Source organism: Aquimixticola soesokkakensis (assembly GCF_900172375.1).
In the GTDB taxonomy this organism is placed as follows: Bacteria; Pseudomonadota; Alphaproteobacteria; order Rhodobacterales; family Rhodobacteraceae; genus Aquimixticola; species Aquimixticola soesokkakensis.
This window is the reverse complement of the sequence record NZ_FWFS01000010.1, coordinates 117,495-139,533: the sequence shown is the minus strand read 5'-3', so window position 1 is coordinate 139,533 and position 22,039 is coordinate 117,495. Positions and strand designations below refer to the sequence as shown.

General features: G+C 62.6%; 24 protein-coding genes and 3 tRNA genes. 22 read left to right on the top strand and 5 right to left on the bottom strand.

Annotated elements, in window-relative coordinates; all coding sequences use genetic code 11:
• Positions 1–14: 14 nt before the first annotated feature.
• A complete protein-coding gene (locus AQS8620_RS13535; protein WP_085837499.1) occupies positions 15–506 on the bottom strand; it encodes a HugZ family pyridoxamine 5'-phosphate oxidase in 492 nt (163 codons plus the stop codon).
• 111 nt (positions 507–617) lie between these two features.
• On the opposite strand from AQS8620_RS13535, the gene AQS8620_RS13530 reads away from it, so the two are divergent.
• Positions 618–1,202 (top strand): hemerythrin domain-containing protein, encoded by a 585-nt coding sequence (locus AQS8620_RS13530; protein ID WP_234990494.1) that lies wholly within the window; start codon positions 618–620, stop codon positions 1,200–1,202.
• 35 nt (positions 1,203–1,237) lie between these two features.
• Here AQS8620_RS13530 and AQS8620_RS13525 read toward each other — a convergent pair whose 3' ends face one another.
• Positions 1,238–2,098: a type IV pili methyl-accepting chemotaxis transducer N-terminal domain-containing protein gene (locus AQS8620_RS13525; RefSeq protein ID WP_085837497.1), complete on the bottom strand. Its 861-nt coding sequence runs from the start codon at positions 2,096–2,098 to the stop codon at positions 1,238–1,240.
• Positions 2,099–2,316: 218 nt separating this feature from the next.
• On the opposite strand from AQS8620_RS13525, the gene AQS8620_RS13520 reads away from it, so the two are divergent.
• Together AQS8620_RS13520 and AQS8620_RS13515 are read left to right on the top strand one after the other, a co-directional pair.
• Entirely contained in the window at positions 2,317–2,589 is a 273-nt protein-coding gene (locus AQS8620_RS13520) for a GlsB/YeaQ/YmgE family stress response membrane protein (protein WP_085837495.1), read from the top strand.
• Between the two features lie 49 nt (positions 2,590–2,638).
• Entirely contained in the window at positions 2,639–3,835 is a 1,197-nt protein-coding gene (locus tag AQS8620_RS13515) for a mechanosensitive ion channel family protein (RefSeq protein ID WP_143267529.1), read from the top strand.
• Here the strand turns inward: AQS8620_RS13515 and AQS8620_RS13510 are convergent.
• Positions 3,832–4,599 (bottom strand): hypothetical protein, encoded by a 768-nt coding sequence (locus AQS8620_RS13510; RefSeq protein WP_085837491.1) that lies wholly within the window; start codon positions 4,597–4,599, stop codon positions 3,832–3,834. The two genes, AQS8620_RS13515 and AQS8620_RS13510, sit on opposite strands and share 4 nt — an antisense overlap.
• Positions 4,600–4,809: 210 nt before the next feature.
• Between AQS8620_RS13510 and AQS8620_RS13505 the strand changes: the two genes are divergently transcribed.
• Positions 4,810–4,893: transfer RNA gene (locus AQS8620_RS13505), tRNA-Leu, on the top strand.
• 196 nt (positions 4,894–5,089) lie between these two features.
• Here the strand turns inward: AQS8620_RS13505 and AQS8620_RS13500 are convergent.
• A tRNA-Thr gene (locus tag AQS8620_RS13500) sits at positions 5,090–5,164 on the bottom strand.
• 206 nt (positions 5,165–5,370) lie between these two features.
• Here AQS8620_RS13500 and AQS8620_RS13495 point away from each other — a divergent pair.
• From AQS8620_RS13495 to AQS8620_RS13410, 18 genes are all read left to right on the top strand, one after another.
• Entirely contained in the window at positions 5,371–5,565 is a 195-nt protein-coding gene (locus AQS8620_RS13495) for a hypothetical protein (protein ID WP_085837489.1), read from the top strand.
• Between the two features lie 9 nt (positions 5,566–5,574).
• Positions 5,575–6,843, top strand: coding sequence for a UDP-N-acetylglucosamine 1-carboxyvinyltransferase (gene murA / locus AQS8620_RS13490; protein ID WP_085837487.1), 1,269 nt, complete (start codon positions 5,575–5,577; stop codon positions 6,841–6,843).
• Between the two features lie 3 nt (positions 6,844–6,846).
• On the top strand, positions 6,847–7,326 hold the full coding sequence (locus tag AQS8620_RS13485) for a DUF2948 family protein (RefSeq protein ID WP_085837485.1): 480 nt from the start codon (positions 6,847–6,849) through the stop codon (positions 7,324–7,326).
• Between the two features lie 72 nt (positions 7,327–7,398).
• The gene (hisD, locus tag AQS8620_RS13480) at positions 7,399–8,712 is read left to right on the top strand and encodes a histidinol dehydrogenase (protein WP_085837483.1); all 1,314 of its coding nucleotides are present in this window, start codon (positions 7,399–7,401) and stop codon (positions 8,710–8,712) included.
• A 1-nt stretch (position 8,713) separates the two neighbouring features.
• Positions 8,714–9,388 carry a DUF4272 domain-containing protein gene (locus tag AQS8620_RS13475; protein WP_159453253.1) on the top strand — a complete coding sequence of 225 codons (675 nt, stop codon included), beginning with the start codon at positions 8,714–8,716 and terminating at the stop codon, positions 9,386–9,388.
• Positions 9,389–9,428: 40 nt separating this feature from the next.
• A complete protein-coding gene (locus tag AQS8620_RS13470) occupies positions 9,429–9,908 on the top strand; it encodes a UPF0262 family protein (RefSeq protein WP_085837479.1) in 480 nt (159 codons plus the stop codon).
• Between the two features lie 3 nt (positions 9,909–9,911).
• Positions 9,912–10,367 (top strand): arsenate-mycothiol transferase ArsC, encoded by a 456-nt coding sequence (locus AQS8620_RS13465; protein WP_085837477.1) that lies wholly within the window; start codon positions 9,912–9,914, stop codon positions 10,365–10,367.
• Between the two features lie 225 nt (positions 10,368–10,592).
• On the top strand, positions 10,593–10,811 hold the full coding sequence (gene infA / locus AQS8620_RS13460; RefSeq protein ID WP_009573923.1) for a translation initiation factor IF-1: 219 nt from the start codon (positions 10,593–10,595) through the stop codon (positions 10,809–10,811).
• A 54-nt stretch (positions 10,812–10,865) separates the two neighbouring features.
• Positions 10,866–11,441: a Maf family protein gene (locus tag AQS8620_RS13455; protein ID WP_085837475.1), complete on the top strand. Its 576-nt coding sequence runs from the start codon at positions 10,866–10,868 to the stop codon at positions 11,439–11,441.
• Positions 11,442–11,445: 4 nt separating this feature from the next.
• Complete coding sequence (locus tag AQS8620_RS13450) at positions 11,446–12,486, top strand: ribonuclease E/G (protein ID WP_085837473.1); 1,041 nt, start codon at positions 11,446–11,448, stop codon at positions 12,484–12,486.
• On the top strand, positions 12,483–12,701 hold the full coding sequence (locus tag AQS8620_RS13445; RefSeq protein ID WP_085837471.1) for a DNA gyrase inhibitor YacG: 219 nt from the start codon (positions 12,483–12,485) through the stop codon (positions 12,699–12,701). The genes AQS8620_RS13450 and AQS8620_RS13445 overlap by 4 nt, the downstream gene beginning before the upstream one ends.
• Positions 12,702–12,796: 95 nt before the next feature.
• Positions 12,797–12,871: transfer RNA gene (locus tag AQS8620_RS13440), tRNA-Phe, on the top strand.
• A 244-nt stretch (positions 12,872–13,115) separates the two neighbouring features.
• On the top strand, positions 13,116–15,173 hold the full coding sequence (locus tag AQS8620_RS13435; protein ID WP_085837469.1) for a TonB-dependent receptor domain-containing protein: 2,058 nt from the start codon (positions 13,116–13,118) through the stop codon (positions 15,171–15,173).
• Between the two features lie 68 nt (positions 15,174–15,241).
• Positions 15,242–16,315, top strand: coding sequence for a hemin-degrading factor (locus AQS8620_RS13430; RefSeq protein ID WP_085837468.1), 1,074 nt, complete (start codon positions 15,242–15,244; stop codon positions 16,313–16,315).
• Entirely contained in the window at positions 16,312–17,202 is an 891-nt protein-coding gene (locus AQS8620_RS13425) for a heme/hemin ABC transporter substrate-binding protein (RefSeq protein ID WP_085837466.1), read from the top strand. The genes AQS8620_RS13430 and AQS8620_RS13425 overlap by 4 nt, the downstream gene beginning before the upstream one ends.
• Positions 17,202–18,287: a FecCD family ABC transporter permease gene (locus AQS8620_RS13420; protein WP_085837464.1), complete on the top strand. Its 1,086-nt coding sequence runs from the start codon at positions 17,202–17,204 to the stop codon at positions 18,285–18,287. Before AQS8620_RS13425 ends, AQS8620_RS13420 begins: the two co-directional genes overlap by 1 nt.
• Complete coding sequence (locus AQS8620_RS13415; protein WP_085837462.1) at positions 18,280–19,131, top strand: heme ABC transporter ATP-binding protein; 852 nt, start codon at positions 18,280–18,282, stop codon at positions 19,129–19,131. Before AQS8620_RS13420 ends, AQS8620_RS13415 begins: the two co-directional genes overlap by 8 nt.
• Positions 19,128–19,514, top strand: coding sequence for a bleomycin resistance protein (locus AQS8620_RS13410; RefSeq protein WP_085837460.1), 387 nt, complete (start codon positions 19,128–19,130; stop codon positions 19,512–19,514). Before AQS8620_RS13415 ends, AQS8620_RS13410 begins: the two co-directional genes overlap by 4 nt.
• On the opposite strand, the gene AQS8620_RS13405 is transcribed toward AQS8620_RS13410, so the two are convergent.
• Positions 19,503–22,028: a family 78 glycoside hydrolase catalytic domain gene (locus AQS8620_RS13405; protein ID WP_085837458.1), complete on the bottom strand. Its 2,526-nt coding sequence runs from the start codon at positions 22,026–22,028 to the stop codon at positions 19,503–19,505. The genes AQS8620_RS13410 and AQS8620_RS13405 overlap by 12 nt on opposite strands.
• Positions 22,029–22,039 lie beyond the last annotated feature (11 nt).

The following is a 22,039-nucleotide window of genomic DNA, read 5'->3' as shown; positions in this document are numbered from 1 at the left end:
TTCCTCGGCCTTGGCTATTCAGGCGCCACCGGCTGCGTGAGATCATCTGCCGTGAGGTGAAAGGCTTTGCCAAAACCGCCGTTCAGCGCGCCACTCAGGGGACGAAACCGCACGAAATGGAAATCCGAAAACGCGAGGTAGAGTGCGGATTTCGGGTGATCGCTGCGCCATGCCGCAAGCAGATCGTCGGTTTTCTCCGCAAATTCAGCCACCGCCGATAGGGTAAGGCGGGGAAAGGCCAAGGGATCGCCCTTGTCGGGTGGTTCTGCGATCAAGAGCGAACAGGTCGGGGCGGTGCGCAAGGCTTGGGTGTGTAGGGCGAGGTCCGAAATCAACGTCAGTGGAGTGAAATCAGGTGTCATGCCAAAGCCGATGCGTGTCACATGGGGCGCGCCATCCACCAAGACGCCGAGCGCGGCAAACCGCGCGTGGCTGAGAAGCCTGCGCGCAAGGCTGCGGGCCTCGGAGTCGGTTGGGCGCAGGATGTTTTCGGGGCGTGTCGTCATGGTCCCAGCCTATCATAGGCGCGCGCTAGGGGCAGGGGTAAATCGCCCCAATTGCGACACGCGCCCCGTTTGGGGCTGGTTCTGCCGCCCGCGCGCGCTACTGTCAGTCGTATGATGGATCACGAGTTTCTTTTGGAGACGCGCGCGCAAGCGCAGGCGTCATTGCCGGATGCCTTGCGCGTGCTTTTGGCGGATTATCCGCGTCTTGGCTGGGACTCACACCCTGAATTCAGCGGTTTGGTGTCTTTCTGGCTGGAGCGGCATTTGGGGTTTCGCAAACTTCTGGCCCAGCTGCAACGCGATGCGCAGGAGCGGCTGGATCGCGATATGTCGGCGCAAAGCTACGCCCATCGGCTGTCGCATATGGGCGGCTCGCTGGTGTCGGGGTTGCATGGCCATCATCAGATCGAGGACCACCATTATTTCCCGCGCCTCAAAGCCCTTGATGGGCGACTTGAGCGGGGGTTTGATATTCTCGAAAGAGATCATGCGGCGATGGACGGGATGCTGGCGCGCTTTAGCGAGGCGGCAAATCTGGTGCTCACCACCGGGCAGGACGCGGATGCACGCGAGCATACGGCGCGGTTTTCCCAAGAACTGGCGACCTTTGGGGAGCTGCTGGACCGTCATTTGATCGACGAGGAAGAGATCATCGTGCCCGTGATTTTAAACAATGGCGCGGCTGGTTTGTCCTGAAATCAGAGCGCGGTGGTGCGGTGCGCTAAAGCGCCTTAGTCCAAGCGCGCATAGAGGTTGACCAGTTCATTCTGGTTTTCCAGCATCCACGCCCCCGTCTGCGCAACCTCGATCAATATCTCGTCCGCGATGGTGCCCTCCTGGGTGGCGGCCCATTCAAATTCGGGCATGATCCGCACCCAGTTGGAAAATAGCAATTCCGTCGAAAGTTCGATCTCCGGCGTGGGCGGGGCCGGGATGCGGAAATCGGGATGGGTGAAGGCCAGCGCGAAACTTGCCCTGTCGAACTCGTCCAGCGTTTCGATGAGTTGGCTGCGGTGCATCTCGCTTTTGAGGTCGAGCGACAGCATGCATAGCCCTTTTTCCATCCGTTTGAGCAGCATGCGTTGGCGTCCTGCGATGTTGACCAGCTGCGTCGTCAGCGGATTGGCCGAAGCCATCACCATGCTTTGCTCAAGCGCGCTGGTCGCGAGATTGGAGACTTCCGTCAGCTCGTCCGCTGCACTGGAGAGCGCGCCCAGAGAGGCGGGCCGCATCGCTGTGCCTTCACTTGGCAAGGCCAGCATGCGCTGCATTCCCTCCCACATCTTCTTGGAACGCATCAGTGTCGAACGGACAGGCGGGTTTTGGGTCGCCGGCCAGCCCAAGGCCTCATTGCCGTTCAGAAGATTTTCCAAACTGTCCTCAAACAGGATCATGTCGTGCTTTAACGCGGCCTGCATCTGCGCTGCTTCAATGCCTGCGGTAATATAGCAGGCCTGCGCGGCCATCCTCTGGGCAAGCAACCGCTGGCGACCGGCAACATTGACCATATCATTCACCATCGATTGCGCGAGGCAAAGCTGCGGACAGGCTAGAAGAGCCAGAAAAACACCGATTTTCAGATAGACAGGCATCACGTGGCTCCAAAGGTCACGTCGACCATGACAACTATCCGTAAGCAAAACGCTAATTTTGGCCGTTTTCCGGCCGTATCCGCCATCTGCTGAACATTTATGCAGCTTGCGCGATGCTCCCTGCGCGCCCTGAGATTGTGTTGCGCTGCCTTGCGCAGATTGGAACGCGATGCGGGGGGGCGGCGTTAGATTGGTGAAATCACACTTTGGAGCGCGGCATGGACACGTTATTTTCGGTTTTAGGGGGCATGGGACTGCTGTTTTTACTGGCGGTCGGGGTTTTGGCCGGATGGATTGCGTCCCTGTTGAACGGCGGGCGCCACAAGCTGCGCTACATTGCGATGGGCGTCGTCGGGGCGCTGATTTTTCCGCTGCTGCTCGCGGTGCTCGGGGCGACGGTGGTCGCGGCGGGCGGGCTGGTCCTGCTTGTGCTTTCGGCGCTGGTGGGGGCGGCCATTCTGTTGGTCATTGCCAAACTGGTGTTCGACTAAGCGCCAAACGGCGCATTCTTGAGGGAGGAGACCTCAAAGGAGATGTCATTTGACTGTCGAAGCCATGCTCGACCGCGTTTTTGTATTTTTAAACCGGATTAATAATTCCTTCATCGATCTGGCCATTGTGGCCGGGGCGATTGTTTTGGGGTTGCTCTTGAACTGGGCGTTGCGCGCGTTGATCCGGCGGATCTTTGCGGATCGCTCGCATGTGGTGCGCGAATTGGTGCGCCGCGCCGCGATGCCCATGCGTATGGTGGCGGTTCTGGTCGCGCTGTTGATCATTCTGCCGGCGGTGTCGTTGCCAACGGTGTGGGTCAACGGTATCCAGCGCGGGATGGGCATTGTCCTCTTGCTCGTGATCGGTTGGACCCTGATCCTTCTCGTCAATCATTTTACCACGCGCGCCGTGGATCGCTATAAAACCGATGATGAGGAAAACCTGACGGCGCGCAAGACCATCACCCAGCTGCGCGTGCTGCGTCAGACCTCTTTTGTGGTGATCGTGATGCTTACCGGCAGCTCGATTCTGCTGACCTTTCCGGCGGTGCGCGACTTTGGTTCTGCGCTTTTTGCCTCTGCCGGTGTGGCCGGCCTTGTCATCGGGATCGCGGCGCGTCCTGTTTTGTCAAATATTTTCGCGGGTGTTCAGATCGCCCTGACCCAGCCGATCCGTATCGATGACGTAGTCATTGTCGAGGGCGAATGGGGCTGGATCGAGGAAATCACCGCGACCTATGTCGTGATCCGCATCTGGGACTGGCGCCGGCTTGTGGTGCCGCTTACGTATTTTATCGAGAACCCGTTCCAGAACTGGACGCGCGACAGCACGAATGTCATTGGCGCGGTGATGTGGCGCGTGGACTATACCGCACCGATTGATGCGATCCGTGCGCGGTTGATCGATATCGTCAAAGACAGCCCCTATTGGGACGGGCAGGTCGTTAATTTGCAAGTCACCGAAGTCGGCGATTATGTGGTCGAGCTGCGCGGCTTGATGTCCGCACGCACCTCGCCGCGCCTCTGGGAATTGCGCTGCGAAGTGCGCGAAAAACTTTTGACATGGTTGCAGAACGAACATCCGCATGCCCTGCCGCGAGCGCGCAACAGTTTCGAGTTCAGGGGCGAAACGCCCGCGCAGGAGGGCCGCAGCCTGTCCGCCGGTGCGCGCGGGGACGGGCGCGCTGAAAACGGGCCGTTTGACATGACCCCGCCGCATCAAAAGGACGGGCAGGGCGATCGTTAGACGCTATTGTAGGTGCCGATGATGTCATGAAAGCTGTTGACCAGCGAGTCGAGCGACGGCGCGATGGCGATAATCGTGCCCGAGGACACAGAACCGGTTGCGTAGGAAAAGATCATCTCGTTGAGAAAGCTGTTCCAGAACGACAGGGCCATCTTGGCGCGCAGTTCGATCTGCGGGCTTGCGGGCGGGGGAAGGTCGCTCAGCGGATCACCGTTGACCAGCGCGCTCGCGGTGTTCGTCAGCGTCGTCTGTTCGCGCGCGATTTGCGCAGCATCAATCAAGGTGCCATTGCGCGCGGCTTCGCAAAGGTTGGTCATCAACATCTGGGTGTCGGCAAGATATTGCGCGGCTGTCATCACCCAATGCACATCCTGCGCATTGTCGTGGGGCCGGGTGACAAGCGTCTCGACAAGGTCATGGCTGGCGGCAATGAAGGTTGCGGCATCCGAAGTGCGCAGCGCGGCGAGGGCCGTGACCTGGGCGCGCAAATCGGCGTCGAACAGCGGCAACAGGCCGATCCCCGCATCGCCGTCGAGCAGACCGGCGAGGTTTTGGTCGATGGCAGTTGCCGTTTCGGAAGCCGAGGCAAGAGTCGGGTCGATTTGCACAAGACATGCGTTGAGCGCTGTTTCGACAGCGCGTGTGTAAATCAGGGCGGCAGCGTTGATATGTTCAAGCTGAATCTCCTCCGCCCGGGCAGGCGCGGCGAGGGTCGTAAGCGCCAGGGCGCAGGCGCAGGCACGGCGCAAAATAGAAACCAACATGGCAGATCCTTTGGAATATAGGTCTGTGGGTCAGGATAGGGTGCAGGGGTTAACGCGCGGTTGAGAGCGGGATGTCGCGGCGCGAACCCCACAGTTGCAGATTTGTCGGCGGTGGCTTTCGCGCGCTTTCGTGTGCTTTTCGCTGGACGGCGCAGATCAGCTTCGCTAAATCGCTTGCACCGGCTGGATGGCCGCGCGATATCGCGCTGTGCCCGTGTGGCGGAATGGTAGACGCAGGGGATTCAAAATCCCCCGCCGCGAGGCGTGCCGGTTCGAGTCCGGCCACGGGTACCAGCCGGATTTCAATGAAAAATCTTCCAAAAGCAGACCGGCATTTCTAACCGCTCGGATCGCGAAACGCACTGATGCTGGCGCGCAAAGCTGGGCCCGCGTTGCCGCGGCGCGCAGGAATGACAGTCTTCAAGGCCCTTGGCGGAGGTATGACATCCGCGCGCGGTCAGGCGTCTTCTCGAAACTGTCGGGGAATAAATGGTGCTGTAGGGGAGGATTGAACTCCCGACCTCTCCCTTACCAAGGGAGTGCTCTACCACTGAGCTACTACAGCGCCGGTGCGGTGTGATCGTCGTCACGCCCGTCTTGTGGGCGGCTGATTAGACGCAAACGAGAAGGCGCGCAAGCGGTAAATGTTGAAAAAATCGGCCAGGGGCGAAAACTCTTGGAATGGGATCGCGGCTGCGGCGCAGAGCAACAGGTCGCGCAGAGGTGAGCGAAGTTCTGGACGCCCTAGCCCCGTTTCGCTAGGAAACCCTCATGGAGCAAGACGACAAGCGCAAATCACCCAACCGACCCCAGTCCAGCAGCCGCGACGCGCGGATGAAGGCCGCCTTGCGGGCGAATCTCGCCAAACGCAAGGCCCAGACCCGTGCGCGGCGCGAGGGCGATGGGGTGGACGGTGATCCTGCGCAGATCTCTCAGCCCGACTCGAGCGAAAAAGATAACGAATAGGCGGTAAAGATGGACAGTATTCTGGTGCGCGGCAATGGCCCGCTGAGCGGCGATATTCCGATTGCAGGCGCAAAGAACGCCTGTCTGACGCTCATGCCCGCAACATTGCTGTCGGACGAGCCGCTGACGCTGACCAATGCGCCGCGCCTCTCGGACATCAAAACCATGACCGCGCTGCTGGCCTCTTTGGGGGCCGAAGTCACCAGCCTGCAAGATGGCAAGGTGCTGGCAATGTCCTGTCACAACGACATAAACCCCCATGCCGATTATGAAATCGTGCGAAAAATGCGAGCTTCCAACCTTGTGCTCGGGCCGCTGCTGGCGCGTCTGGGCCATGCGGTTGTCTCTCTGCCCGGCGGCTGCGCCATTGGCGCGCGTCCGATGGACATTCATATTGACGCTCTGGCGGCGCTGGGCGCGGACATCGAGTTGAAAGAGGGCTACCTGCACGCCAAAGCCAAGGGGGGCAAACTCAAGGGCGCGGTGCATGAAATGCGTTTTGCCTCTGTCGGCGCGACCGAAAACTTCGTGATGGCGGCCACGCTTGCAAAAGGCACATCGGTGCTGAAAAATGCCGCCAAAGAGCCCGAGATCGTCGATCTGGTGCGCTGCCTGCGGGCGATGGGCGCGCAGATCGAGGGCGAAGGCACCGCGACCATCACCATCGAGGGGGTGGACCGGCTGCACGGCGCCACCCACCCGGTTGTGACCGACCGCATCGAACTCGGGACCTTCATGCTGGCCCCCGCCATCTGTGGCGGCACCGTCACCTGTCTGGGTGGCAAGATGGACCTTGTCGCGGCCTTTGCCGAAAAACTGGATGCAGCGGGCATTTCCGTTACCGAGGACGCGCGCGGCCTGACGGTCAGCCGCAAAAACGGGCGCGTCAAAGCCGTGGACGTGAAAACCGAAATCTTCCCCGGCTTTCCGACCGACCTGCAGGCGCAGATGATGGCGCTTTTGTGTACGGCGCAGGGCACTTCGGTTCTTGAAGAAACGATTTTCGAGAACAGGTTCATGCATGCGCCCGAATTGATCCGCATGGGTGCCAATATCGAGGTGCACGGCGGTCACGCGACGGTTCACGGGGTCGAACGCCTCAAGGGCGCGCGCGTCATGGCCACCGATCTGCGCGCCTCCGTGTCGCTGATTCTGGCCGGACTGGCGGCAGAGGGCGAAACGGTGGTGAGCCGCGTCTATCACCTTGATCGCGGCTACGAGCGGGTCGAGGAAAAATTCAGCGGCGTCGGCGCGCATATCGAACGCATCAAGGAGTGAACCATGGTTGAGGACGCGAAATTCGAGGATGGCTATGAAAAGCCGTTGAATCTCAAGGCGCTGGACGCCGACGATCTGCGCGTCCTTTCCGCTTTGGTCCAGGACGCCGTGGTGCCTGCGGGCGAGATTTCCTTTGACCGCGACAAGCGCCGTTTTGCTTTGCTGATCAATCGTTTTCGCTGGGAGGATGCCGGATTTGCGCAGCAGCGCCAGCGCCCCGTCGAGCGGGTTCAGGCCGTGCTGTGTTTTGACGATGTGCACAGCGCGCAAAGCCTCGGGCTTGAGGCGCGCGACAAAGACACGATCCTGTCGATTCTCGCGATCACCTTCGAGGCGGGCGAGGATGGCACGGGCCGTGTTGAGGTGACGCTGGCAGGGGACGGGGCGATTGCGCTGCGTGTCGAGGCGCTGGATGTGACGCTCAAGGATGTGACGCGCCCCTACATCGCCCCCTCCAAGAAAGCGCCCCGCCACCCCGACTAGGCCCGCCTGCGGCCTCTTGCGCGCTTGAGTAGCGCGCGCGCGGACGGTAAGTCTGCCGCAAAGGAGACATCCATGCCGCATTTTCTGTCCCAAACCGACGCTGATTTCGAGGCCCGCTTTACCGCCCTTTTGGGAATGAAGCGCGAGGACAGCCCTGACGTGGACACTGCCGTTGCCGCCATCATTGCGGATGTGCGGGCGCGCGGCGATTCGGCTGTGCTGGAATTGACGGCGAAATTCGACCGGATGGCGATCGCCCCTGCGCAGATGCGCTTTAGCGAGGCCGAAATTGCGGCCGAATGCGCCAAAGTGAGCGACGCAGACCGCGCTGCACTGGAACTGGCCGCCGCGCGCATCCGCGCCTATCACGAACGCCAGTTGCCCAAGGATGAAAGCTGGACCGACGCGACGGGCGCGACCCTTGGCTGGCGGTGGTCTGCGGTGTCGGCCGCGGGGCTGTATGTGCCCGGCGGTTTGGCGTCCTACCCGTCTTCGGTGCTGATGAACGCGATTCCTGCCAAGGTTGCGGGCGTGGGCCGACTGGCCATCACCGTGCCAACGCCGGATGGCGTGACCAACCCGCTGGTGCTTTTGGCCGCGCGCATCGCAGGGGTCGATGAAATCTACCGCATCGGCGGTGCACAGGCGATTGCGGCGCTGGCCTATGGCACCCAAACCATTGCCCCCGTCGATAAGATCACCGGTCCGGGCAATGCCTTTGTCGCCGCCGCAAAGCGGCGCGTGTTCGGCAAGGTCGGCATCGACATGATCGCGGGCCCGTCGGAGATTCTGGTGATTGCCGACAAGGACAATGACCCCGACTGGATCGCGGTGGATTTGCTGTCGCAGGCCGAGCACGACGAAAGCGCGCAATCGATCCTGATCACCGATGATGCCGCCTTCGGAGAGGCCGTGGCGCAGGCCGTGGCCAAACGTCTCGAAACGCTGGAGCGGCGCAAGATTGCGGGCAAAAGCTGGGAAGATTTCGGGGCGGTGATCGTCGTGGATAGTCTCGACAAAGCCGTGGAGCTGTCGGATCGCATCGCGCCCGAGCACCTTGAACTCTGCGTGGCCGATCCGGTGGCTCTTAGTCGCAACATCACCCACGCGGGCGCGATTTTTCTGGGTGCATGGACGCCCGAGGCCATTGGCGACTACATCGGCGGGCCGAACCACGTCTTGCCCACCGCCCGTTCGGCGCGGTTTTCGTCGGGACTCTCGGTGCTTGATTTCATGAAACGCACCACGCTGGCGCAGATGACGCCGCAGGCGCTGGCGGCGATTGGCCCAAGTGCCGAACGTCTGGCGCAATCCGAAAGCCTGCAAGCGCACGGGTTGTCGGTGCGCGCCCGTCTGGATCGGCTGAACGGGCCGGATGCCGTCTGACATGCGCCTGCTATCGCGTCTGCGCGCCAGGCCGCTCCCGGAAACCGAGGCCCGCAAAGCCCGCTCGATTGCGCAGCTGCGCAGCGAAGCCGTGCCCGTGTTTGACATTCTGCCTCCCCTCGATGGCGCGGCGCAGATCACGCTGCGCAAAGCCCCGCAAGTGGCGGGTCGTGCGATCGGGGCAATGATCTGTGCCGTGCTGGGGGAAACGCGCGACATCGATCTGGTGGCCGAGCTGGTCGAACAATATCACGCCGACGATCTGTTCACGGCCGCCGAACGCGCCTTTATCGCGGACCCCGCGCCCGATGATGCGACCTGTGCGCGCTTTGTGTGGCGCTATGAGGGGGTCAACGTGCTGCTTTGGGCCTGCGGGTTCGGGGACGCGCTGCCCTATCCTGCCGAAGCGGTTCATGCGCCGCGGATGGGGCGGCTGCTCAGTCGCCTCGGGCGCGAGGGGCTGCAAGTGCAGGCCAAAATGCGACCTGCGGGTGATATCCTCGACGCGGCCGATCTTGCCTATCGCTATCACTGGGCGGTAAGGAACGCGCGGCTGAATAAACGGCATCCGCCGTCCAACCTCGATCAAGGGGTTGTCTACGAGCGGCATTACGCATTCAATTGGCTGATCGGATCGCTCGGTCAGGACTGGGACGATATCACCACCGATACGTGACCCAAATACGTGACCCAAAAGGGCAAGCGCTGGAGACATCATGAGTAAACTGGTGGCCATCGAGATCGACGACACGGGGCTTGCTGCCCCGACGCCGGAGATCGAACAGGAACGCAAGGTCGCCATTTTCGACCTGCTGGAGGACAACAGTTTCGATCTGCCCACGCGCGCGGACCGCAGCCTGGCCAAAGGGCCGTTCAAGCTGCTGCTATGTATCCGCGAGCGGCGCCTCGTGTTTGACCTTTCCGAGGAAAGCGGCACGCAGGTTGCGGAATTCCATCTGTCTCTGGGGCCGTTCCGTCAGGTGGTGAAAGACTATTTCCAGATTTGCGAAAGCTATTTCGACGCGGTCAAGAAACTGCCCCCCAGCCATATCGAAGCCATAGATATGGCGCGCCGCGGCATCCACAACGAGGGCGCGCGCGTGCTGCAAGAACGCCTTGAGGGCAAGGCCGTGGTCGATATCGACACGGCGCGCCGCTTGTTCACCCTGATCTGCGTTTTGCACTGGGGAGGCTGAGGATTGCCGCAAACCCTGCCCACCTCGGTGCTGTTTTGCTGTGACCACAACGCGGTCCGCTCGCCCATGGCCGAGGGGTTGATGAAAAAAATTTACGGCCAAACGCTTTACGTCCAATCCGCGGGCGTGCGCAATGATATGGACGTGGATGGCTTCGCGGTCGCCGTTTGTCACGAACTCGGCGTCGAGTTGTCACGCCATCAGGCGCGGTCTTTTGAGGAAATGCAGGACTGGGGCGACGATATCTCCAGCTATGATGTCGTCATCGCCCTTTCGCCCGCCAGCCAGCGTATGGCACTGGAATTAACGCGGTTTTTCCACCTTGAGGTGGAATATTGGCCGATCATGGACCCCACGGGCATGGGGGAGGGGCGGGAGGCCAAACTTGATGCCTACCGCCAGACTCGCGACCAGATCGCACAGCGTATCGCCGAGCGCTTCGGCCCCGCCCCCCGATAGCGCAGGCGCAGGCTGAACCAAAGCAGGGTTTGTGGCGCGCAAAAGCCCCCGAATGCGCAGGCAAGCCCTTGAATACACCTGTCGCTTGGGTCAAATTCGACAAAACTGATGCTTACAAGCACGCGATCTTATAAATCGCGTTGAATCGTGCTTGAAAAACCCCCCGCAAAAGCGCATCTACTGCTCGCCCGACTGTTTCACGGGTGGAACAACTATGGAGTGAACATGGCCAAGGAAGAAATGCTCGAATTTCCCGGTGTCGTTAAGGAACTCCTGCCGAATGCGACATTCCTGGTCGAGCTGGAAAACGGCCATACGATCATCGCTCACACGGCAGGCAAGATGCGCAAAAACCGCATCCGCGTTCTGGCAGGGGACAAAGTCCAAGTCGAAATGACGCCCTACGATTTGACCAAGGGTCGGATCAATTACCGCTTCCGCTAAGGGACGCTTGCAAAAGACCTTCGGGTCTTTTGGCTGTAAAATGAACGGTTTGACATGCGATTGATCCTCGGCTCAGGCAGCCCGCGCCGCAAAGAACTTTTGGCGACATTGGGCGCTGAGCCCGACGAGATCCGCTCTCCCGACATTGACGAGACCCCGCACAAGGGCGAATTGCCACGCCCCTATTGCATCCGGATGGCCCGCGAAAAGGCCGCCGTGATCGAGGCGACTGCGCAAGAAATCGTTCTGTGTGCCGATACCACAGTTGCGTTGGGGCGGCGTATTCTGGGCAAACCGGCCGATGAAAAAGAAGCGGCGCAGTTCCTGACCCTGATGTCGGGGCGGCGTCACCGCGTGATCACCGCCGTGGCGGTCAAGCGGGGCGATCAGCTGTGGCAACGCGATGTTGTCACCACCGTCCAGATGAAGCGCCTCTCGGACATGGAATTGAACGCCTATCTGGCGTCCAACGATTGGCAGGGCAAGGCGGGCGCCTATGGCATTCAAGGGCCTGCGGGCGCGTTTCTGCCGTGGATTCAAGGCAGCTATTCTGCGGTGATGGGCCTGCCTTTGGCCGAAACCGCAACACTTTTGACCGCCGCCGGTTACCCGCTTTACAGACAGGATTGAGATCATGAAGGGCAGTGTCATCGCCTTGGGCGTTTGGGAAGAACAACGGATTGCCGCGCGCATCGTCGATGGCAAACTCGAAGACCTGCTCATCGATTTGCCCGAGGATGCGGCCCCGGCCCCCGGCGCGATTTTTCGCGCGCGCGGCGGGCGGCTTCTCAAGGGGATGGGGGGGGCGCTTTTGGACCTGCCCGAGGGCGAGACCGCCTATCTGCGTGGCTCCAAAGGCCTCAAACCCAATGCGCCGATGCTGGTGCAGGTGTCGCATTACGCCGAAGACGGCAAGGCGGTGCCGGTGACGACCCGTCTGCTGTTCAAGTCGAAATTCGCCATCGTGACCCCCGATGCACCCGGCCTCAACATCTCGCGCAGCATCGAGGACGAAGACGAGCGCCTGCGCTTGCACGACCTTGCCACCGCCGCGATGGAGGATGCCCCGGAAGCGCTGGGCCTGATCCTGCGCTCGGCCTGCGAGGGGGCGTCGGATGAAACGGTCTCCGAAGACATTCTGGCGATGCGCGAATTGGCCGAGGCCGTGCTGGCCGACACCACGGGGGAGCCGGAATTGCTGGTCGATGGTCCCGATGCCTGGGATCTGGCATGGCGCGACTGGCCACAGGCCGAAGTGTTTGACGATGGCCCCGATGCCTTTGAAAACCACGGTGTGCTCGAATTGATCGACAAGGTGCTCGATATCCGCGTTGGTCTGGGGGGCGGGGCCTTTGCCTTCATCGAGCCGACCCGCGCGCTGGTGGCGGTGGATGTGAACACCGGCGGTGATTTTTCCCAAGCAGCAGGTCTGAAGGCCAATATCGCTCTGGCGCGCGATTTGCCGCGTCAGTTGCGTCTGCGCGGGCTTGCAGGGCAGATCACCCTCGATCTTGCGCCCATGCCCAAAAAGGAACGCCGTGTTTTTGAATCCGTGCTGCGCGCGGCCCTCAAAGAGGACGGCACAGAAACGGTGATGGCGGGCTGGACGCCGCTGGGCCTGTATGAATTGCAACGCAAGCGCGAGCGCCTGCCCCTGATCGCGGCGCTGGCATGAGCTGTCCGATCTGCCAGAAGGAAACGGATGCGTCCTATCGCCCGTTTTGCTCGAAGAAATGTGCCGATATCGACTTGGCCCGCTGGTTCAACGGCGGCTACGCCGTCCCGAGCGCGCGCGAAGAGGATCCCGACGAAGTGCAGCGCGCCCTCTTGGAAGCCCTCGAAGCCGAGGCGGAAGAGCGCGCAGCGGATGGAGCGAAAAAACCACACTAAAAACTGCGCTTTCCCTCTGGACACCGTCCCAAGGCGCGACTATTACACCGCAACCCAAGCGACGCTACGGCCAAACGGCCAGCTTCGCATCCCGTGCCCGGGTAGCTCAGGGGTAGAGCAGTGGATTGAAAATCCTCGTGTCGGTGGTTCGATTCCGCCCCTGGGCACCATTTAACTCTCTTTAAAATCCAGAGTTCACATGCGATTTCGTGTGGTTTTTGCTGTTCTTCTGCGCGTGGTTTTCGTGCGGGAGACGGGCGGTTTCCTATGGGGTCTGTCGCAAAAATAATTTGTCTTGGGTTGCGCGATAATACTTGATTAAAACAGTCAGATGTTTTAACCCTCCCTCGAAAGAGCGAGCACCCAAGACCCTGTGGCAGCCAGCGATACCCCCTGACGCCAATAGGACTTTACATGAACACTCGCTCCCGCCTGCTGGCGAGCACAGTTGTGCTCGCAGCGCTGCCGCTTTGCGCCCTTCCCGCTCTTGCCCAAGACGTCGAGGACATGTTTCTGGGCACCATTGTCATCGGCGAAAGCCGCCGTGGCATTCAAACCGACACGGCCGACTCCGTGACGGTGATCACGCAAGAGGAAATCGATGCGCGCCAGGCGTCGAGCATGGCCGAGCTGCTTGATAGCGTGCCCAATGTGGCGCTGGTGAACGGGTCGCAGCCGCAAGGTGCGGCCGTGTCGATCCGCGGCCTGGGAACGCAATCGGGTACCTATGGCACGGACGGCAAAGTGGCGGTTGTGGTGGATGGGGTGGCCAGCGGGGCCGAGGAAATCTATCGCAACGGCGCGATGATGGCCCTGGAGCCCGAGCTGTTTCGCACTGTCACCGTGACGCGGGGACCGGCGGAAAGTTTCCGCTATTCCTCGGGGGCCATTGGCGGCACGATCGAGGCCGAAACCAAGGAGGCGTCCGATTTTCTGGACGGCGACGACACCTTCGCGCTGCGCCAGAAACTGGGCTACGAGAGCAACGGCAACGGTTATTCGACCTCCACGATCCTTGCGTTTGCGCCCGATTCCAAGCTCGATGTGATTGCCTTTCTGGGCTACCGCTCGGTGGGAGATCGCAAGGACGGCAGCGGCACCACGCAGGATGCCACCGGTTTCGACCAGCCTTCGGCGCTGTTGAAGGCAAACTATGCCTTTAACGACGCGCACAAGCTGACGTTCTCGGTGTCCTACAACGAGGTGCCCGAATACGATGTGCCCTATAACGCCTATCTTCCGAGCTGGTCGGATACGCTTGTGGATCGCGAGACCAAGGATAGCACCGCCTATCTTGCCTACCGCTACAACCCGATCGACAACGACCTGATCAATGTCGAAGCGCGGCTGACCTACAAGAAAGAAGACATGCGTATCTTCGATGTGGCCGGGACATCGACCAGCGGCATCTACAATGCCGATCACAGCACCGAGACCTACGCATTGCGTCTGGAAAACGAGGCGCGGTTTGCCACGGGCGCTTTGGGCCACAGCCTGCTCACCGGGGTGGAGGTCAAGCAGCGCGAACGGTCCTCGACCCTCTTGGCGGGCGATTACATCGGCTATAACGATGCCTCTGCCCCGGGCGGCTATGACACCAGTTTCTCGCTCTATGTGACGGATGAAATTGCGCTGGGCGACAAGCTGACGCTGACCCCGCAACTGCGCTACGAAGAGCAAACGCTGCGCTCGGAGGGGAATGATTACGACGCCGTCAGCTATACCACCGTTTACGGTGTCCCCGATGGCGCAACCTACCGTGCAAAAGCCACCACTGGCGCGCTGTCGGCGCGCTACGAACTGACCCCCGATCTGGCGGTCTTCGGTTCGGCGGCCTATAACGAAAACCTGCCTATCCTCGACGATCTGCGCTCGGATGCCTATCGCGAACAAAGCGAAAAGGCGCGCACCTTTGAACTGGGCCTGTCCTATGATGCGGTAAGCGTGCTGACCGGCAGCGATGCGCTGCGGGCAAAATTCACCGCCTTTGACACCGCGATCTGGGATGGCACCACCTATTCGGGCGTGGACTCTGCGCGCCTGAAGGGGGCTGAAGTCGAACTGTCCTACGTGCATCCGTCCTTTTACGCCGATGTGAACGCGGCCCGTACACGGGGCACGATCAACGGGACGGATGAGGATTACAAATGGGCCCCCGCCGATGCGCTACAGGTGACGCTGGGCAAGAAAATGCTGGCCGAACAACTTGATCTGTCGGTGGAGGCCAAACACGCCTGGGCGCAGAACCGCACCCCCGATACCAACGCCACCTATTACCCCGGAACGGTGCCCTCGCAGGCCTATACGGTCTACACGGTTTCGGCGGGCTACACCCCCAACGCCGGTCTGGCAGAGGGCATCGAGTTTCGCGCAACGGTCGAAAACCTGTTTGACGAAACCTATCGCCCCTACCTGAGCACGCGCAACGCCACGGGGCGCAGCCTCAAACTGAGCCTGTCCAAAACCTTTTAAGGTCTTGATCTTGCGGCGCGCCCGATCCGGCGCGCCACCCCCAGATTTGCCATCGGAGCACCCTTGCCATGACACAGGCCCAAATGACTGCCGCTGAAATCCGCGCCGCCCGCGCGCAGGCACCCCAAACCCGTGACCGCGATTTTGCCCAAAGCCTCGGGATTTGCGAGGCCCAGCTTGTCGCAAGCTACACAGGTCAGCCGTTGAGCGCCCAAAGCGGCGCGCAAAGCGTGACCCGGATCGTTGCGCATCCGGATGCGGTCATGCCCGCCGTCAAGGCGCTGGGCGAGGTGATGGCCCTGACGCGCAACGCGTCCTGTGTGCACGAACGTGTGGGCACCTTTGAAGACTACCGCGCTGGCCCGCATGCCTCGATGGTGCTGGGGCCCGATATCGACACGCGGATTTTCCCCAAACATTGGGCCTTCGGCTTCGCGGTTGAAAAGCAAACGGACAATGGCGTCCGCCGCTCGTTGCAGTTTTTCGATTTTGCAGGCGATGCCCTGCAGAAAATCCACCTGCGCGAGTCCTCTACCCTTGAGGCATGGGAACCGCTGGTTGCCCGGCTGCGCCTCGAGGATCAATCCGACGCGATCACCGTCACGCCCTCTGCGCCCACCGAAGGGCCAAAGGTCAACGAAGACAAGCGTGACGTGTTGATCGACGAATGGAAGGGCATGAGCGACACCCACCAGTTCAACCGCATCACCGCGCGTTTGGGGATGAACCGGCTGGGGGCCTATCTTGTGGCCGGTGCGCCCTTTGCGCGCCCCGTTCCGCTGGCGGCGGTGGAGCCGTTTTTCCACGCGGTGGCGGCAGCCGGTCAGAAAGTCATCCTCTTTGTCGGCAATCCGGGCAATATCCAGATCCACTGGGGCAGGCTCGACACCATCAAGGTGATGGGGCCGTGGATCAACGTGATGGATCCGCAGTTCAACCTGCATCTGCGCGCCGACCACATCGCGCAGGTGTTTGTGGTGGACAAGCCGACCAAACGGGGACCGGCGATTTCGCTTGAGGCGTTTGATGCCGAGGGCGGGCTTATTTTCCAATGCTTTGGCCAGCGCGATGACGCCGGTGATCTGTCGGTCTGGCAGGGCATCGTCGATGCGCTTGTCCCCGCAGCGGTGGCGGCACAATGAAACAGCTGATCCTTGCGGCGCTGCTTGCCGCCCCGCTTGGCCTTGGGGGGGCGCAGGCCCAAAACACTGCTGCGGCGCAGCGTATCGTGTCCATCGGCGGTCCCGTCAGCGAAATCATCTATGCGCTGGGCGAGGGCGCGCGGGTTGTCGCGCGTGACACCACCTCGACCTTTCCCCAAGACGTCACCGCCTTGCCCGATGTGGGCTACATGCGCCAGCTCTCCGCCGAGGGCGTTCTGTCGGTGAACCCCGATCTGATCCTCACGCGCGACACAGCCGGCCCGCCCGAGGTGCTCGACCAGTTGCGCGCCGCGTCGGTGCCGGTGGTTGCTGTGCACGACGGGTTTAGCGCGGAGGCGGTCGTGGAGGCCATTCATACCGTGGGCGCGGCGCTGGGCGTGCCGGAGAAATCCGACGCGCTGGCCGCAGAGGTCACACAGCAATTCAAGGCGCTGGCGGATCGCAACGCCGCCCAGGCCCTTGAAGACGCCCCGCGCGCCATGTTCATCCTGTCCAATCAGGCAGGCAGGTTGAATGTGGCGGGCGGGGGCACAGGGGCCGATGGCATCCTCGCGCTCGCGGGGGCGCAAAATGTCATGGGCGCCGCCTATCAGGGCTATAAGATCATGTCCGACGAGGCGATTATCACCGCCGCACCGGATGTCATCGTGATGATGGAAGACACCGACCCCGCGGCCGATAGCGCGCATGACGCGCGCCGCGCCGAGGTTCTGGCCCTGCCTGCCATCGCCTTGACGCCCGCAGGCCGCAACGCTGCCTTCGTGCTGGTCGCGCCCAGCGCTCTGGGCTTTGGCCCGCGCACGGCACAATTTGCGACCGGCTTGCACGCGGCGCTGGCGGATGCTGTCGGGCGCTCGGTGAACTGATGGCCCTCGCAAGCATCGCCCCGCCGTTCCCATCCGCACGCCAAAGCGGCGACCGGCGGGCCCGCGCGCGCGTTGTGCGCATCGGGCTGATCGTGGCGCTGGGGCTTTCGATGGTGCTTGGGCTGGGCGGCGGCGCGGCCTCGGATACCGATGTCTGGGGGGGGCTTTTGACCAAATTCGGCCTCGCAACCGCCTCGGCGCGCGATGTGACGATCATTTGGGATATCCGCATGCCGCGGGTGATGACGGCGGCGCTTGTGGGGGCGGCGCTGGCGGTGGCGGGGGCGGTGATGCAGGGGTTGTTTCGCAATCCGCTCGCAGATCCCGGATTGGTCGGTGTCAGCGCGGGGGCAGGGCTTGGCGCGGTGGCGGCCATCGTTTTGGGCGGGCTGTTGCCACTTGCGGTGCAGGTCGCAAGCGGGGCCTACCTTGTGCCGTTTTCGGCCTTTTTGGGTGGCTGGGCGAGCACGCTGGTGCTGTACCGGATCGCAACGCGCGGCGGGCGGACCTCGGTGGCGACGATGTTGCTCGCGGGCATCGCGTTGGGGGCGCTGACGGGCGCGATCACCGGGATCATCGTGTACAAAGCCGATGACAGCCAGCTGCGTGACCTGACCTTTTGGGGCATGGGATCGGTGGCGGGTGCCACTTGGGCGAAACTCTGGGCGGCCGCGCCGCTGATCCTTGCAAGCCTCTTCGTTGCCCCCTTTCTGGCCCGCGCGCTGGATGCTCTGGCGCTGGGCGAGGCCGTCGCCAGCCACATGGGCATCGACACCCAGATGATGAAACGCGTTGCCATCCTGTCGGTGGCAGGCTCGGTGGGGGCCTGCGTTGCGATCACCGGCGGCATCGGGTTTGTCGGCATCGTCGTGCCGCATCTGCTGCGCCTTGTGCAGGGGCCCGAACACCGCAACCTCTTGCCCAATGCCGCCCTGCTGGGGGCGGTGGTGCTGTTGCTTGCCGATATGGTCAGCCGCGTTGTTGTTGCGCCTGCCGAACTGCCCATCGGGATCGTGACAGCCATTCTGGGCGGGCCTGTCTTTATGTGGATTTTGTTGAAAAACAGGAGTCTGTCGGATGTCTGAGACCTCGATTACCGCCAGCAAACTGCGCGTGCGCTTCGGGCGCCATACGGCGCTCAACGGTGTGGATTTTAGCGCACAGGCCGGTCAGTTGACGGCCATTGTCGGCCCCAACGGCTCGGGCAAGACGACGCTGTTGCGCGCCTTGACCGGCGACGTCGCCCATAGCGGCAAGGTCTGGATCAACGGGCGCGAGACCGCCAGCCTGCGTCCCGTCGAACTGGCCCGCCTGCGCGCGGTCCTGCCACAATCGGGCAGTGTCGCCTTTCCCTTCACCGTTCTGGAACTGGTGCGTCTGGGGCTGACAGCGGGGCTTGCCACTGCCTGCCCGCAGGCGCAGGCAACCCTACCGCAGGCGGCGCTGGCGCGGGTTGGACTGGCGGGTTTCGAAAGCCGTCTGGTGCAGGATCTGTCGGGCGGCGAGCGCCAGCGCGTGCATCTGGCACGCGTCCTTGTGCAGATCTGGGAGCCGGTCCTGGAGGGCGCGCCGCGGTGGCTGTTTCTGGACGAACCGGTGTCGGCGCTGGATATCGGGCATCAGTTGATCGTGATGCAGCTTGCGCATGATTATGCGCAAGCGGGCGGCGGGGTGGTTGCGGTGATGCATGACCTCAACCTGACGGCGATGTTTGCCGATCACGTCACGCTGTTGGGGGCAGGGCAGGTGCGCGCCAGCGGTGCGCCCCAGGAGGTGCTGACGGACCGCGACCTGTCGGCCTGCTATGGCTGTGCGCTGCGCACCAACACGCCGCCGCCCTTTGGCGGAACGTGGATTTTGCCCCAAGCCACGGGTCAATCGCCCAGTCAATCGGCGGGTCTATCTTTGGGGCAGGGGAGCCTGTCATGAGCGCCCCCGACCTCAGCGTTCTTCCGGTTCTACGCTCCCCCGATCTGGACGGCACACAGGCGTTTTATGAGACGCAGCTTGGCTTTGTGCCCGAACGGGTGACGCCCGATTACCTGATCCTGCGCCGCAGCGGGATCGAGTTGCATTTCTGCCCGCCCGATGTGCGGGACGGGCGCGCAACCGAAAGCAGTTGCTACATCCGCGGCGGTGGCATCGACGCGCTTTACGACGAATTCACCGCGCGCGGGGTTGCGGGCTTGCGCCCCTTTGTGCATCGCCCCTGGGGGATGTTCGAATTCTACCTCTCCGACCCTTGGGGCGTTTTGCTCAAATTCGGACGCTCGGATCGAGAAGGCGGTGCGCCGCAAAGCCTAAGGGGCTGACAGGGCCTGCGGGCAGATCACCTCAAGCGTCCCCCAGCCCTGCGCCGGGGGCACGAGATCGACGGGCACAGGGCTGTCGATCCGCAAGGTGCCGCCCTCGAGATGCATGGAAATCGGCCCCTGCGGCGTCGGAACGCTGGCGCGCAGATGCGTCAGATCGCCAAGGCAGGGCGCGATACGCGCGCGGGTAAACCCCGCCTGTGCGGGGCGCACGCCCAGAACCTGCCCCACCAGATCGCGCGCGGGGGTGCTGCTCCAGCCATGGGCGTGGCTGTTGCCGGTCCAGATTTCGTTGAAACTGTCGTACCCCTGTGCGATCAGACTGTCCCAGCGGCGCAACTGCGCAGGCAAAAGGTCGCTACGCCCCGCCACGGCCAGTGCATCATGCACAACGTAGCTCATGAAAGGCTGGGCGCGCACCACGTCGCGCGACACATCCCAATCGGGGGTAAAGCGGCTGGTGATGACCGAGCGGAACCGCGCGCCGGTGTCGTCGGCCGGATCCTCGGGACGTTTGAACAGCCAGCTGCGCTCGACGAGGTTGCGCGTCATCGCCTCGGCGGCGCGGGGCTGGCGGTCAGGGGGCACCAGCCCTGCCACCAAAGCAAGGGCGGTGGAAATCTGGTTGGTGGCGGGTTGGGAAACGCCGTCGACAAGGCGGTCGACATAGAGGCCGCGCGCCGCGTCCCAAAACCCCTCAAAGCCGCGCTGCACCCCGGCGTAGAGGTCTTGGGCCCATGTCGCGCGCCCCAGATCGCCCAGATCCCGCGCCATCTGCGCAAACTCGCGCAGGCCGCGCGCCCAAAGCCCGTTCAGGGCGGCGCTTGTTGCGGTCGTGTCGATGGCGGACCAATCCACGAGGTTCCACTCGGTCACATCCGTGAGCAGCCCGCTGTCGTCGAGAAAGGGCAGATACCAGCGCAAAATCCCTTCCGCCGGCCCCATCAGCGCACGGGTGCGCGCGACATCGCCGCTGTGCAGATAGGTTTCGAACAGCGCGTGCAGCCAGTGCAGCGACCAGTCGGGGATGGTGAAGCCTTCGCCAAATTCGACATCTCCGGCGACGCTCATGGGCAAAATCCCATCGCTGCGGGGCGAGGCGGCCAGTTCAAGGTTGCGCCAGCACAGCGCGATGTCATCGTTGCAGGCCAGATGGGTCAGCACATGCACAACGCTATCGCCCGCCCAGGCGCGTTGTTCGCGCGAGGGGCAGTCGATGAAACAATCCCATGAATTCAGCGCAACGGTGCGTTTGGACGCCGCATACAGCCGGTCCAGCCCTGTATCGGAACTGACGAAGTCATGCGCTCCGCGCCAGGGATAGAGCGCTTCGATGCAGTGCAGGTCCTGAAGCGTAAAGGCCGTGTCGCTGATCAGAACGACGTAGCGAAAGCCCTGTCGGTCGAAGGTTTCAAAGTGATCTTGGGTGCCGCGCGCCACATAGCGCGTGCCGCCATGGGCGCCAAAATGCGCCGCCTCGCGGATCGGGGCCTCAAGGTAGGAGATGTCGAGCCGCGCGCCCTGCTCGGCTGCGATGGTGAACGCGACATAGCCTGCAACCATGCGGCCCATGTCAACGATCACGCGGTGGTGCTCGCCCTTGTCCAACGTCGCCGCGGGGAGGGCGCATGACTGGTTGGACAGGGTTTGGGCCTGCAAAACCGACGCCTCGACGCGCGCGGCAGGGGCTGCAAGCGCGGTATCGATTGCGCCCTGAGCGGCTTGAACCGTGACGCTGCGGGGGGCGATGACTTCACAGCTCATGGGGGCCAGACCATGGGGCAAAAGCGCGCCGTAGGGGTCGCTGGGGGGGCGGGAGCGCCCCGGTCCGCCCATGTGGATAGGGGTGATTTTAAGCGCACGCGGCCAGGAGCTGTCGTCAAAGCCGAGCTGCGCCCAGTCGCCCGCGCGCCCCCGTGCATCAAAACTTTCGGCCGCAACGCCGCCCCCCACCAGACTGGCGTCAGGGTCATGGGCATCGTCGCGCATCCCCGCACATAGCTGAGCGGCCCAGCTGTCGTCGCTGGTCACCCAGACCTGCGCGCCCGACGCATCGGTGTAGTGCCCCTCGAACACGGCCACACCGCTGCGCCCCAGCGTGGCATTGCCCACCGCGGGCATCCAGAGCGAATTGGCCCGCCCGTAGTAGCGCACCTCAAGGGCGATGACATTGGCACCGGTCTGCAGGTAGGGCGCAATATCATAGGTGTCAAAGCTGAGGCGGCGGGGCTGGCCGCGCACCGGCCCGCGCCCGATGATGCGACCGTTCACGCGCAAACGATAGCGGCTGTCGGCGGTGAGGCGCGCGTCAAAGCGGTCCGGGACGCGGTCCAGTATCAGAGGTTTGCGAAACAGCGCCAGCGCGGGCGGGCGCTCGCGCCGGTCGGGCGAAATCGGGTTGCCTTGGGATGTGCCGGGATCTGCAACCCAGATCCAGTGCCCTTTCCAGAGACGGGGCCAATCGGGGGTGTGGTGTGAGGGCGCGGCTGTGCTTGGCGATGCAGGCGGTGTCATGTCGGTCTTTC